Raw genomic sequence first — 14446 nt, 5'->3', positions numbered from 1 at the left:
TTAAATAAATGTAAACAGAAAAATCGAGGCATAAAAAAATCCCGGAAATTACTTACCGGGATCTAATTTTTATTAAGTCTAAAGATTATTTTGCAAATCTGATAGCCATTTTTCTGTCAGCAGCTCTTTCAGCATCAGAAGCCTTTGCATCTACTTTAGCAAATTGACTTCCATAACCGTCAGCTGCAATTACCTGTGCACCAACTCCAGCTTTAGCTAAAGCAGCTTTGATGAATTCAGCTCTTGCTTTTGATAGTTTTACGTTAGAAGCTTCGTTTCCTGTTTTGTCTGTGTAACCTCCAACTTTGATTTTGGCATCAGGGAAAGCTTTAAGGATAGCTACTAAATTATCCAATTGTCCTTGTGAACCTGCTTCAAGTTCAGTAGAGCTTCCCATTTTGAAGTTGACATGGTCAAAATCGTACCATTTATCTTTCAATGCAGAATCGTCAGCAGCATTTTTGTAACCGTCAGATTTCAGGAATGAAATCATCTGATCTTCCATACCACCTTTATACCCTTTTAACATGACTCCGTTAAGGTCAATGTTTTCATCGGTTTTAGCAGCAGGGGCCACAGTTGTTGTAGTTGTAGCAGCCGTATCTGTAGTAGTACTTGTAGATACTGAGTCAGACGTAGTGGTTGTAGTTGTGGTCGTCTGTTTTTTCTCACACTGTTTCCATAAGAAATAGGCGGCGGCTATCAGTAATAAAAGCGGAAGCAACCATTTCCAGATTGAACCTCCGCCTTGATTATCGTTGTTATTATTAAATTGTTCTCTTATTTCTCTTGCTCCTTCAGAAACATTTTCTCTAGCTGTAGCTACACCTTCTGCGATGTTATCTTTAGCTGTAGAAGTTACCGAAGAAACGGTTTCTTTCGCCTGACCAAACCAGTTTTCAGCTCCTAATCCAAAGGAAGCCAAAGAAAGACCTGCTGGCAATAATGAAGAAATAATACCTTTCTGATCGTTCAGTAAGCTGGAAATACCTGAAGCACCCAAATTATTGTCTGCTGCATATTTTCCAACCGTACCTGCCGTAGCCCCAGTCACCAGGTTTAACAAAGAACCTGCAGTGGTATTGCTGACTCCTGAAAAACTAGCAATGGAATTGACTAATCCACTTACTTTATCTCCAAAAATTGAAGATAACAAAGTAGAAATTATAGGATTGTTAGACGCTCCGCCTAATAAATTTCCTAAAATTCCACTTGAAGAGGCTTGTGTAATAGCATCCACAACGCCAGGCTTATCTGCACTATTGGCTAATCCACCTACTACAGCAGGTAATAATCCGCCAATTGCTTTAGAAATACCGGATTCACTTTCGCCAAACTGCGATGCAGCCTGTGAAACCAAAGCGGGACCTAATTGTCCTTTAATTAAATCAATGACATTTAAAGACATAATAAATAAATTTTTTTGATTAATGTTGACATAAATTTAAACAAAAATCCGTCCAAACGTCATTTTTTTTTGAATATTTCTTTAAATTTTAATGATTTTATTCTAAATAATTAAAATTTTTAATAAGCTTTTGCGAATAATACACGTCTCTTAGAAGGTTTTCCGGAAATCAAAGAGATTCCTTCTTCTACATCATCATCCAGAGGAATACATCTGATGGTTGCTTTCGTTTCATCCTTGATTTGTTCCTCTTCTTCAGCTGTTCCATCCCAGTGTGCATAGATGAAACCACCTTTCTCTTCCAATACTTTTTTGAATTCTTCATAAGTATCCACTTTTGTGATATTATTTTTTCTGAATTCAAAAGCTTTGTTATAAATATCCTGCTGAATAGTTTTCAATAAATCTTCGATGTAAGAATCCAGCCCTTCAATAGATCGAACTTCTTTCGTCAAATTATCTCTTCTTGCAATTTCTACAGATTTGTTTTCAAGGTCTCTTGGCCCCATTGCAATTCTTACAGGAACTCCCTTCAATTCATATTCTGCAAATTTCCATCCCGGTTTGTTCTGAGTATCATTATCGAACTTCACAGAAATACCTTTTGCTTTTAGTTTAGCCTGAATATCCAAAGCCACTTCACTGATTTGTTCTAGCTGCTCTTCTCCTTTAAAGATCGGAACAATTACTACCTGGATAGGCGCTAAAGTAGGAGGCAGTACCAATCCAAAATCATCAGAGTGTGTCATAATCAATGCTCCCATCAAACGGGTTGAAGTACCCCATGATGTAGCCCATGCATGTTCTATTTTCCCTTCTTTGTTGGTGAATTTTACATCAAATGCTTTTGCGAAATTCTGTCCTAAGAAGTGAGAGGTTCCAGCCTGTAAAGCTTTTCCGTCCTGCATGAGTGCTTCGATACAATACGTTTCATCAGCTCCTGCAAATCTTTCAGATGGAGTTTTCAATCCTTGAATTACCGGCATTGCCATAAAGTTTTCTGCAAAATCTGCATATACTTTATTCATTTTTTCTGCTTCTTCAATCGCTTCATCTTTTGTAGCGTGAGCAGTATGCCCTTCCTGCCATAGGAATTCTGCCGTTCTTAAGAAAAGACGGGTTCTCATTTCCCAACGAACAACATTCGCCCATTGGTTAATCAATATTGGTAGGTCTCTGTAAGACTGAATCCAGTTTTTGTAGGTATTCCAGATAATAGCTTCTGAAGTAGGGCGAACGATAAGTTCTTCTTCCAGTTTTGCATCCGGGTCAACAATCAGTTTTGATGGATTGTCCGGATCGGTTTTTAATCTGTAGTGAGTAACAACAGCGCATTCTTTTGCAAAGCCTTCTGCATTCTTTTCCTCTGCCTCAAACAAGCTCTTGGGCACAAAAAGCGGGAAGTATGCGTTAACGTGACCTGTTTCCTTGAATTTTTTATCCATTTCATCACGCATTTTTTCCCAGATCGCATAGCCATACGGTTTGATCACCATACATCCACGCACGCCTGAGTTCTCAGCTAAATCAGCTTTTACAACCAGCTCATTATACCATTTGCTGTAATCTTCGCTTCTTGAGGTTAATTTTGCCATTATTTTTTTAAATTTTTTTAACTTTTGTACATTATTGTTATCTAAAAATAAAAATCTATTTTTGATAGATTTTTTTACCAGTGTTTGGTACATTTTTGGTACAGATTGCAAATATAATTTAAATTAAAAATTTTTACGTTATCATGAAAAGAAATATACATAAAAATTTGCTTGGTCTGCTAAGATCCAAAGGGATATTGGCTATATCGGGCGGATTATTACTTGTGTCTTGTGGTGCTCAGATGGGAGGGTATAGCGAGACAGACGGGGTGTATTATGACCCCAATAAGGATACGCTACCTGAAGGAGTTATCATTAATGATAGCGGAAACAGAGTAGGAGAATATTATGACTATTATCAGGATTCCAATGTAATTGAAAATGCACAGGCGAATTCCAGAGAACAGCAAAACAGATATAATGACTGGGGTAATACCAATACCAACTGGAATACCAATGCCACAGATTCAGACTGGGGACTTTATGCAGGTTCTCAAACTAACTACTATGACAACTCATGGGGATGGGGATCTCCTTGGGGCTGGTATGGTGGTTACAGTCCGTATTGGGGTTGGGGTATGAACCGCGGCTGGGGCTGGGGTGCTAGTATGTCCTGGGGTTGGGGCGGATCATTCGGATGGGGCTGGGGAGGCTCTTTCGGATGGGGAAGTCCATACTGGGGCTATGGTTACGGTGGTTATTATGATCCATTCTGGGGTGGAGGATACTACGGAAACCCTTATTGGGGATACGGAGGAGGCTACTGGGGTGGTGGATACTACAACAGACCTGTTTACAGAAGAAGCGGTGTAAGCGGAGGAGGATTCCAGAATACAGGTGTAGCCAATGCAGTATACAGAACCAATACCAATAATTCAGGTTTCAGAAACAGTAATGGAAATGGAGGATTCAGAAATACCAATAACGGTGGTTTCAGAGATTCTAACTCAAGCGGAGGTTTCAGAAACAGTAATGGTGGTTTCAGAGACGGTAATTCAGGAGGCTTCAGAAATAGTAACTCAGGAGGTTTCAGAAATACACAATCAAACGGTGGATTCCGTAATTCTGCACCACAGACAAGACCTAACTATAATTATCAGCAGTCACAGCCGAGATATAACAATAATAATGGAGGCTTCAGATCTAATGATTCCGGAGGTTTCAGATCTAGCGGCGGCGGAGGCGGCGGCTTTAGAGGCGGTTCTTCTGGCGGAGGCGGCGGAATGAGATCCGGCGGCGGAGGCAGAGGTGGCTTCAGATAATTTTCAAACTAATAAACTATCAAAAAATAATGTTAAAAAAATCTTTAGTATTTATGAGTATTTCTGCTGCATTTTATGCGCAGGCTCAGGATGTTTCTGTAATAAGAAATACTGTGGATGTTTACTCAAGTACTCCTATGGTGGGATCAGCTAAATTCAATGCAATGGCTGGATCAAATGGTGCGCTAGGTGGGGATGCAAACTCTTTGCTTACGAACCCGGCAGGTTTAGGGGTTGCTATTTCAGGAGAGGTTTCAGGAACTTTATCTATTTTAGGAAATAAAAACAGCAGTTCTTTGGCTGGATCTACGATGGATTACAGCAAAACTAAGGGTGACCTTGGAAATGCCGGAGGGATCATCGCTTTTCCTCTGATGACGGAAACTAAGTGGAAATTTATCAATATCGGTATTAATTTTTCTAATCAGCAGCTTGATAATGTAATTCAGTCACCAGGAAATAATAATATCGTGTATGCTTTTGATAAAGCTGATATTACAAAAGATGCTGCAATGGCGGGTCACATGTATGAAAGATACGGTAATTTATCAAAAATGAGCTTTGGGGTTGGAGCAAATTATAACCATAACTTATATTTAGGAGCAGGTTTTAATTTCTTCAATGCTTCATTAGATCAATATGATACTTTATTTTACCGAAATCTAGCCAATAATTCTACAGAAGGATTCAGTAAGCAGGACACTCCTTATTCAGAAAGATCTTCAGGTTTCTCTGCTTCATTAGGGGTAATTGGAAAATTAAGTCCTAATTTCAGATTGGGAGCATCTCTTGAAACGCCTACATTCTGGAATATAGACAGAAATTATTATTTCTATAACGATCCTACTTACGGAGATGATATGGGAGCTGAAAACAGGAAGTTTACTTCACCGCTTAAAGCGACAGTGAGTGCCGCATTTGTGGCAAGCAAAAACTTCTCGTTGAACGTAGACTATACTCTTGGACTTACAAAACCTGATTATAAAGTATACGGAGGAGCAGAAAGAGAGTTGAATAGTTTCTTTAAAGAGAACTACAAAAATCTTTCCGAAGTAAGAGTAGGAGCTGAGTACAGAGTACAGCAGTTCAGACTGAGAGGAGGGTATTCTTACCAGTCAAGTCCTTTTGATGCGCTTACGATCAGCAGATTTAATGATGCAGGAAGTGTAGGAGATCAGTCTTACAGCAACCTGATATTAAGTGACAGAAATACACTTTCATTCGGTATCGGATATGATTTCAAATCATTTTATGTAGATGCATCTTATCAGAATATTTCATCTAAATATGCTAATCCTTTCATGAGAGGATATATGGGAGATAATTTTGATTCATCATATTACTCTTCTAGTAAAATCTTCGAAAGTGATTCTTATGCAGTAAGTGATGTAAAAAGCAATAGAAACAACTTCTTCCTTACATTAGGATGGAAATTCTAAGCTTTTAAAACAGTAAGCTATATACAACAAACAAGCTCCGGATTCCGGAGCTTGTTTGTTTTTTAATGAGAATGAGCAGTGGGATGTTGATGGAAGACATGCATCATTAATGCAAGTGAAACTCCTAAAACAACCAGCCCGATTTTTACCCAATCTATATTATGATTTTTATTGCTTTCAAAAATAATCACGGATGATATGTGAAGGAAGATTCCTCCTACAATAGCCAGAAAATAAGGCTGAAGATCAGGATTGAAATAGTTTCCTAATAACATTCCCATGGGAGAAGCCAGTGCAAACAAGGCTACAATGAGAATAGACGGATAGGATGAAGAACTTTTGGATTCTCGTTTTCTGTTAAATAAAAACGCACCCAGAATAAACGAAATCGGAAGATTGTGAAATACAATTCCCCAAAGGTAAGGTGACATTTCTTGTGTTTCATTGGCAAGAGGAATCCCTTCAATGAAAGCATGGATGAATAGTCCCACCATTAATGCAGCCGGAAGGATATTATGTTCACTATGGTGATGGAAGTGCCCATGTTCAAAACCTTTGGTAAGCGCTTCCAGAATCATTTGCAGAAGAACTCCTCCAATCACAAATATCCCAAGACTACTGCTTCCGGCAGAGGTATAAACCTGAGGGAAGACTTCGTTGAGACAGATTGTAATCAAAAAACCGGCACTCAATACCAAGAGATTTTTGGCCAGCTTTTCTTTTTTACCAAAGTGTTTTCCCAGGAATACACCTGTAACTACACTTAAAATCAGTAAAAGTACTGTTGTCATTATTTTTTCTTAAATAAATTGATGCATCTCGGAGAGCTATCTTTCTTAAATTCATTCAGCTGATAATCTCCCCAGATTTTTATTCTTTCAAAACCGCATTCGGAAGCATAGTTGTGGATGGCTTCCAGGGTATGAAGTTTTACTTTTTCAAAGAAATGAAACGGCTTACCATCAGCTTCAAAACGGATGTCTTTGATGATGTGTCTGCCTTCGATTTTTTCAGAATTTTAAAATCAATATCACCACGGGTTATTGTTGTTTCAGGAACTAAGGTATTTCTTACAAATTCTTCGTTCAGATAATCCAGAACAAAATATCCTCCGGGCTTTAATGCATTGTAAACCGACTGAAACACTTTTTTATCGTCATTTTCTTTGTCAAAATACCCAAAACTTGTAAATAAGTTGAAAACAGCATCCATAGGATCTGCATCAATTGGGTTTCTCATATCATGAACTTCAAAAATCAAGGTTTGATTTTCAAATTGTTTGTCAGATTCAATACTTTGTCTTGAAAGATCAAGACCCAAAACATCATACCCTAATTTATTAAGAAAAACCGAGTGTCTTCCTTTTCCGCAGGCAAGATCTATGATTTTCGACTGAGGCGGCAACTGAAGGTCCGCAGTGAGCTTTGTAATGAAGTTTTCAGCTTCAGTATAGTCTCTGTTGCTATAAAGCAAATGATAATAAGGGGTATCAAACCAAGATTCAAACCATTCCATAATGCAAAAATAACTAAATTTGTGCGGTTAAAAGCAAAGTATTTTACAACATTAAGAGATTGAAAAATTCAATTGGACAAGACGTTGGATAGCTAATCTTTTAATTTTTAAAGCTTTAAATCTTTTAATTCAAACTTATGGATACAGAAAATATTAAAATACAGATAAAGACATTCTTCGGATTGGAGCAGATTCTGGCAGAAGAAATCAAAAAATTAGGTGGAAGGAATGTTGAAATGAAAAACAGAGCAGTAAACTGTGAAGGAGATCTTGGTTTTCTTTATAAAATTAATTATTCTGCAAGAACAGCATTGAAAATTCTGGTACCGATTCATGAATTCAAGGCTTTTAATCAGCATCAGTTCTATGACAGACTTTTTAAGTTTGAATGGGAAAATTTCATGGATGTTGATCAGTCTTTCTCCATTGATGCTACTGTAAATTCTGAAACATTCAAGCATTCTCAGTTTGTGACGTTAAAAATGAAGGATGCCATCGTGGATTATTTCCAGGAAAAATTCAGAAGACGTCCGAATGTAGAAACAAGAAATCCGGATATTAAATTCCACCTTCATATAGACAGGGAGTTGGTGATGATCTCAATGGATTCTTCGGGAGATCCGTTGTTTAAAAGAGGGTACAGAAGAGAACAGGGAGAAGCACCTATCAACGAAGTATTAGCAAGCGGGATGCTTCAGCTGGCTGGCTGGGATGGAAAGAATTCCTTGATCCGATGTGTGGTTCCGGAACATTATTGATTGAAGCAGCAATGATTGCGATGGATCTTCCGGCTCAGATTTTCAGAAAAAGATTCGGGTTTCAGAACTGGAATAACTATGATGCAGATTTGTTTTCTAAAATCAAGGAATTCAGAATTAACAGAGTAAGACAATTTGATGGAAAAATTGTTGGGTATGATATTGACGCAAGAATGCTGAATGCTGCAAGAATGAACGTAGAAGCAGCAGAAATGGAAGACGTTATCGAGATTAAAAAACAAGACTTTTTTGAATCTAAAAAAGAACTTTTCCCGTTATTAATGGTATTCAACCCTCCATATGATGAGAGAATTTCCATTAATGATGATGATTTCTACAAGAAAATAGGAGATACCTTTAAAACCCATTACCCAAATACATTGGCTTGGCTTATTTCTTCGGATTTAGAAGCAGTGAAGAAGATCGGTCTACGTCCTTCAAGAAAGATCAAACTTTTCAACGGAAAGCTGGAAACAAGATTTTTACAGTACGAAATGTATGAGGGAACGAAAAAAGTACATAAACTGGAAGAGAATAAGTAATAAGAAAAAGTGTTAGGAGATTTTTTTGATCTGTTAGATACCCTATTTAGTGTATCCGGACTGTTTCAATCCGGTTCGGGATCATCACGTTCCAGTTCTGACAGAAAGAGCCTGAATTATGATGAGAAACCTCAAAAGAAAGAATCGAAGAAATCAAAATACTTCACGGAGAAAGTAAGTGCCATAGCTTTGGTATTGGCAATATTTTCTTTTTTTATTGTTTTTAAAGATCCTTTACCTGCACAAAATTATACACAAACTTTAGTGGTCGCGTCTTTAATAGGAACTGGCGTTTCATTTATAGTGTTTTTTATTTTGTACGTTTTGGAACTTTATTATTTTAAAACGCTATTCAAACTGCTGTTTTTTAGTTGTTCAGTAATCGCTTTTTTTATTTCGGCAGTATTATATATCTATTTTAGGTCGGGATTTTTTATATAATAGGACAAAATAGTATGAAGGAACGAAGAAAGTGCATAAATTGGAATATCATAAATAATAACCTCTGAGATTAGAAATGTCCTGGAATTTTTTTGACATATTTGATGTACTTTTTGATTTACTAGATCTTTTTGGTTCTGGATCAAAATCATCACGGTCATCACAGTCAAAGCCTGAAAGAAAAGCATTAAATCATAATGTAATATCTCAAAAGAAAGAATCAGAAGATTTAGATACTTTAAAGAAAAAATAACTTCAGGAATAATTAAAATATAAAAAAGGTTGTACAGTGTGTACAACCTTTTTTGTTATCGTGTCAGTGAAGGTGCAAAACCATACTGTTTTTTAAAGGCATGTGAAAAATGGGAAAGATCCTCAAAACCTACTTCCAGAAAGACATCGGAAGGCTTTTTATTCTTTTCGGATAAATGATAATAGGCCAGTTCAAGACGTTTTTGGGTAAGCCACCGCTGTGGAGTCATTTGAAAAATCTTTCTGAAATCACGATTAAAAGTAGATAAACTTCTTCCTGTGAGATATCCGAAGCGTTCCAATGGCATATTGAACATATAATTTTTTCCATAAAATGGATCAGATCCACTTTTCCAGGCTCATCAAAATCTGCGAGTAAAGTATCAATATCCGGATCAATTTCCCTTAAAATACTGATTGCTTCTGTAATCTTTAAATGGGCGATGTTTTCAGGAAACGGACCTTCAATCTCAAAATAAGGAATGAGAGAAGCAAGACAGCTGTTCAGAAGCGGATGACTGCTGAAGCTGTGAATAATGGATTCCTGATATCTGTTTTTCCTCTCATAATCAACAGAACTATAAAAATTTTTCAGTCGTTCTGTGGTAAGATGCATCACTACCGCTTTATGAGGAAGTCCGTCTTTGGGATAATTGATGATCGTGGCAAGATGATTTCTCGGAATGAGAAAAATATCTCCAGCCTTAAACAGATAGGTTTTATCTGCCTGAATAATTTTCGTTTCTCCTGATATGAACCATACCAGCATGTGATATTCAAAAACCGTTTCCGTTTTGAAGAGCTTGTCGTCATAACTGGAAATTTTGATATCCGGTGTGAGGTACTGTATCTGGAAATCCATTGTGAAAAGTTTTTCATTACAAATGTATTTAAAAACGGCGACTATATATAATTTTACGCCTTGTCATTCTGACGAAGGAAGAATCTCATGTAAAGCTTAGATTCTTCATTTTACTGTGTTACATTCAGAATGACAACGTCATAATAATAAGATAACAGGATTACTGTAAAATTGTATATAATTGCCTAAAAACGTTTATTAAGCATCAAAGTGAAATCCCAGCATTTCTTCACTCAGTTTCCATAAACGGTCAGCATTATTTTTATCGATAGAATAAGGCTGTACCCCGTGGATGGTTGCCGGTTCATCAAACCTGTGCTCAATTTGTCCTCTGTCTATTTCTGCAATATCACAGTTTTCACAATAAACCCCGCCTATTTCGTTAAGTTGTGGGCTTACTGCGCACCAGATTGTTGTTGCAGCTCCTTGTGGAACGGTTTTTAATCGTGCTTCCACTTCAGGCTTTATATTTCCTTTTTCATCGTGGGTTCCGAGTTGTTTATAAAGCTCAATAGGTTCTTCTCTGCCCAGATCAGTTCCGTACACAGAACCCGGATGAAGAGAATAAGCCCTGATATTGAATTCTTTTCCTCTTTCATCAAGTTCTACAGCAAACAGATTGCAGGCTGTTTTGGATTGGCCGTATCCGGAAAGGGTGTCGTAATCTCTTTTTTCAAAATTAGGATCTTCAAAATTAAAAGGGGCCATCTGATGCCCATAGGAAGAGACACTGATAACCCTCGCTCCATTTGCTTTTTTCAGAGCTGGCCATAGTTTCGAGGTAAGATGAAACTGTCCAAGATAGTTTGTGGCCAGTTGAGATTCAAAACCTCTGCTGTCTCTTCGAAGAGGAACCCACATGATTCCTGCGTTATTAATAAGCAGATCCAGGCTTCTGCCTGATGATATAAACCTTTCCGCAAAAGCATCAATGGAGGCCGGATTCATCAGATCCATTTTTTCAAGTTCAAAATTTTCAATTCCTGTAAGATTCTTTCCTGCTTTTTCAATATCTCTTGCGGGAATAATGAGATGGGCTCCTGCTGAAGTAAGGGCTTTTGTGGTTTCAAGACCAATTCCTGCATAACCACCGGTAATGATCACTGTTTTTCCGGTGAGATCAATTCCCTGAATAACTTCCTGAGCTGTTGAAGAAGCATTAAAACCTGATTGAATAGGTTGCTGTGTTGAGTTGATAATAGGTTCCATTTTTTTGTTGTTTTAAATTTCTATAGCAAAATTAGGCGGGATTTTCAATCTTCATTTTGTTTAAAATGTCAAATAACTTGGCTCAGAATTTCAGTTGTAATTTCCTTTGACTAAGAAGAATATGGTTTCACATCGTTAATTTCTCTGAATAAGCTGTTAAACTGTTTGTAGGTTGTTCTGCGAATAAGTAATTTTGAAAAATTTTGAATTTGAAGCCTACTATTTCCATTGTCGTTGCCATTTACAACCGAAAAGACGAACTTTTTGAGTTATTGACCTCCCTTACCCAACAGACGGATAAGGAGTTTGAGATCATTATCGTAGATGACGGTTCTTCAATAGACCTGAAACCCACCATCAAAAATTTTGATGAAATTCTGGATATCAAATATTTCAGAAAAGATAATTCAGGACCGGGACTAACGAGAAATTATGGTGCAGCAAGAGCGGCTAATGAATGGCTGGTTTTTGTAGACAGTGATGTCATCGTTGAAAAAGATTATATTGAACATATTAAAAATGATATCCTGACCATCCCTTGTGATGCATTTGGAGGAGCGGATAAAGCACATAAAGGATTCAATCTGATGCAGAAGGCTATTTCCTATTCTATGACTTCTGTTTTTACTACCGGAGGAATCAGAGGAAGCAAGAAGGCGGTTTCTAAATTTCAGCCCAGAAGTTTTAATATGGGCGTGAAAAAGGCTGTTTTTGAAAAAGTAGGCGGGTTTTCCGAAATGAGAATAGGGGAGGATCCGGACCTTTCTATGACGCTTTGGGAAAACGGTTTTACCACTGCTTTTTTTGATGATATTGCCGTATACCATAAACGTAGGGTTGATTTTGGGAAATTCTCCAGACAAGTCTATCAGTTTGGCTGTGCAAGGCCAATCCTTAACCAGAGACACCCCAATTATGTGAAGATTTCTTTTGCATTTCCTACCTTATTTATGTTAGGATATCTGATGGGATTTCTGGAATATTTTATAATGGGAAGAGGAATCATTCTTTCTTTCTATGGATTGTATACCTTTTTGGTCTTGTTCCACGCTTTATTACTGACTAAAAATATAAGTATTGCCGGTATGGCAGTTATTTCCACTTATATTCAGATGTTTTCTTACGGATATGGTTTCCTGAAATCATGGATTTTGCTGAATGTTTTCAGAATGAAACCTGAAGACGCTTTTCCGCATCACTATTATAAGAAGTAACAGATAGAATTGTCTGCGAAAGAATGGGCTGTCTGAACTTCAATTACTTATTAAAATAGCCTATTCTATCGGTTATCAATATAAAATTCGGGGTTGAAAGACCGTAATTTTGGGGTCTCGAAATGATCTTTTGAGGTCTTTTTACCTTTCGTTTCGGTCTTTTACACCGAATTTGCGGTTGTAGAACCCCATCCTACCTATTAAAGACATATCCAGAGGAGTTCACAACCCCGACGGAGTATTTCCGGACCCCGAAAGATAGGTTATGGAGCCCTGCAGTAGATATAAAAAGATCCAAAAACTAAGTTCTGGATCTTTTTTTGATTTTATTTGTTCTCTTTCGGAAAGGCTTCATCAGTTTTGGTACTCTTTCCAAAAAACTGTTTCAGTTCATTTTGCTTTACTTCAAACCCCGGAGAAGCTGTACCTGCTTTATAGGCGGTGTAAGCATAGTCTATAAGGGCAGCCTGATAATTGTCGTAGTCATGCAGGGTCTTAGCACTTTTTAGTCTTGTAATAAGACTTTCCAGTCTGGTAATAAAACCTTCATAATTCTTTCTGGAAGCAAAATCTCTGTCGAATTCTTCCCAGTCAATTTCGGAAGCACTTAAGGCAGGCTGGTTTTTCTTATAATCTGATACTTTATTCACCAGAAGCTTATTCTGTTCATTGATACTGCCGTATTTCTGGCGGTCTTCTGCTGAAAGATTTACGATGATGGCAGCCATAGCTGTTTCCAGTGAGGTAAGTGCTGTTTGAGCTTCTGTCAGCTGTGCTTCTGTAAGATGGGTGTTGTTTAAATTAGTTAATGCCATTATTTGTATTTTTTTATGGGTTATTATTTTTTGAAGAACACTTCATAAGCTGTTCCTTTATTTAATAGTAAAACTATTGATAAAAATAAAGCATTACAATAGCTGATTATCAAATGATTAAATATGATATAGAGATTGCGTTTTCTCATTTAAAAGTTAATAGGATATTGTCTTTTATGTGATATAATTTCGTAATTGATAATTGGAGTATTTTTGTTTTAATACGACAAGTTCTGTCGTTTGGAATCAATATTTTTGCATGAAATCAAACGTAAACTCTCGTAAATATGTTAAAAAACGTTAAATTTGTGGGGTTTTATAAAAAACGGCCAGCCATGGCAAAAAAACAATAACTATGAAATTTTTATACAATTACAACCATTCGGTTTATAATCTTCTGCAATTTTCCCATTATTCAAAATCAGCTTAATGTGTACAATATCCTATCGATTTTCATACACACTGAATACAATATAATCAGAAGATTTTTTGCATAATTTTGAAAAATATTTTTTACAATATAAACACGATCTCATTCTTATTATTTAAGATGAAGATTAGATTTACCATGATAACAATGTTAACTTAAAGAACACGGGAATGAAAAAATTCTATTTCAGTGCATTCACTTTATGCACGATCCTTGGTCTATCTGCCCAGGAAGTGATGTGGCAAAAAGACATCAGATCCTCTACTCAGGATTTCCTAAGTCAGGTCACTACAACTATAGATCAGCAATATCTTATTACGGGAAGCTCTATTAAGTCAGGAAGCGGGAAGCTGGAGGCTGGAAGTAAGCAGAACAACGGTTACGATTTTCACCTGGTAAAACTGAATCAGCAGGGAGAAGAAGTCTGGGAGAAATATTTCTCAGGATCTAATCATGATTATTTATCAGCTACCGTTACAACTCAGGATGGAGGGTTTCTGTTAGCAGGAACTTCCTACTCTGGAAAAGGACTGGATAAAAAAGAAGATTCCAAAGGTGGATCAGATATCTGGCTGATCAGAATCAATGAATTTGGAGACGAATTGTGGCAGAAAACATTAGGAAGTTCTTCTGATGAAGAAGCAAGATCTGTGATTCAAACAACAGATTTAGGATTCTTTGTTGCCGGAAATGTTACAACCCTT

Annotated in this window: 8 protein-coding genes and 4 pseudogenes; 5 read left to right on the top strand and 7 right to left on the bottom strand. The window is 37.0% G+C overall.

The genetic code is table 11. The annotated features are described in order from the left end of the window. Positions 1-85: 85 nt before the first annotated feature. A complete protein-coding gene (locus tag BOQ62_RS03525; RefSeq protein WP_129037157.1) occupies positions 86-1408 on the bottom strand; it encodes an OmpA family protein in 1323 nt (440 codons plus the stop codon). Between the two features lie 119 nt (positions 1409-1527). After that, entirely contained in the window at positions 1528-3003 is a 1476-nt protein-coding gene (gene proS, locus BOQ62_RS03520; RefSeq protein WP_129037155.1) for a proline--tRNA ligase, read from the bottom strand. A gap of 143 nt (positions 3004-3146) precedes the next feature. Here proS and BOQ62_RS03515 point away from each other — a divergent pair, with 143 nt between their 5' ends. Continuing rightward, a complete protein-coding gene (locus BOQ62_RS03515; RefSeq protein ID WP_164976667.1) occupies positions 3147-4265 on the top strand; it encodes a prolyl-tRNA synthetase in 1119 nt (372 codons plus the stop codon). A gap of 53 nt (positions 4266-4318) precedes the next feature. After that, the gene (locus BOQ62_RS03510) at positions 4319-5704 is read left to right on the top strand and encodes an OmpP1/FadL family transporter (RefSeq protein ID WP_228413641.1); all 1386 of its coding nucleotides are present in this window, start codon (positions 4319-4321) and stop codon (positions 5702-5704) included. A gap of 62 nt (positions 5705-5766) precedes the next feature. Here BOQ62_RS03510 and BOQ62_RS03505 read toward each other — a convergent pair whose 3' ends face one another. After that, positions 5767-6495 (bottom strand): ZIP family metal transporter, encoded by a 729-nt coding sequence (locus tag BOQ62_RS03505; RefSeq protein ID WP_129037151.1) that lies wholly within the window; start codon positions 6493-6495, stop codon positions 5767-5769. Next, positions 6495-7219: pseudogene (locus BOQ62_RS03500) on the bottom strand (class I SAM-dependent DNA methyltransferase). Before BOQ62_RS03500 ends, BOQ62_RS03505 begins: the two are co-directional and overlap by 1 nt. A gap of 137 nt (positions 7220-7356) precedes the next feature. Between BOQ62_RS03500 and BOQ62_RS03495 the strand changes: the two are divergent. Next, positions 7357-8519 (top strand): annotated as a pseudogene (locus BOQ62_RS03495) (class I SAM-dependent RNA methyltransferase). A gap of 749 nt (positions 8520-9268) precedes the next feature. On the opposite strand, the pseudogene BOQ62_RS03485 reads toward BOQ62_RS03495, so the two are convergent. Together BOQ62_RS03485 and BOQ62_RS03480 are read right to left on the bottom strand one after the other, a co-directional pair. Next, positions 9269-10074 (bottom strand): annotated as a pseudogene (locus BOQ62_RS03485) (helix-turn-helix domain-containing protein). Positions 10075-10272: 198 nt separating this feature from the next. Beyond that, positions 10273-11283, bottom strand: a complete 1011-nt coding sequence (locus tag BOQ62_RS03480; RefSeq protein ID WP_129037149.1) for an SDR family NAD(P)-dependent oxidoreductase — start codon at positions 11281-11283, stop codon at positions 10273-10275. A 209-nt stretch (positions 11284-11492) separates the two neighbouring features. On the opposite strand from BOQ62_RS03480, the gene BOQ62_RS03475 reads away from it, so the two are divergent. Further along, positions 11493-12497: a glycosyltransferase gene (locus tag BOQ62_RS03475; protein ID WP_129037147.1), complete on the top strand. Its 1005-nt coding sequence runs from the start codon at positions 11493-11495 to the stop codon at positions 12495-12497. 326 nt (positions 12498-12823) lie between these two features. Here the strand turns inward: BOQ62_RS03475 and BOQ62_RS03470 are convergent, their stop codons facing one another. Continuing rightward, a complete protein-coding gene (locus BOQ62_RS03470; RefSeq protein ID WP_129037145.1) occupies positions 12824-13312 on the bottom strand; it encodes a hypothetical protein in 489 nt (162 codons plus the stop codon). Positions 13313-13912: 600 nt separating this feature from the next. Between BOQ62_RS03470 and BOQ62_RS03465 the strand changes: the two are divergent. Further along, a pseudogene (locus tag BOQ62_RS03465) lies at positions 13913-14446 on the top strand (T9SS C-terminal target domain-containing protein); the annotation flags it as partial.

Source organism: Chryseobacterium sp. CH21, assembly GCF_004119445.1.
Taxonomy (GTDB): Bacteria; Bacteroidota; Bacteroidia; order Flavobacteriales; family Weeksellaceae; genus Chryseobacterium.
This window is presented reverse-complemented; position numbering and strand designations above follow the sequence as displayed.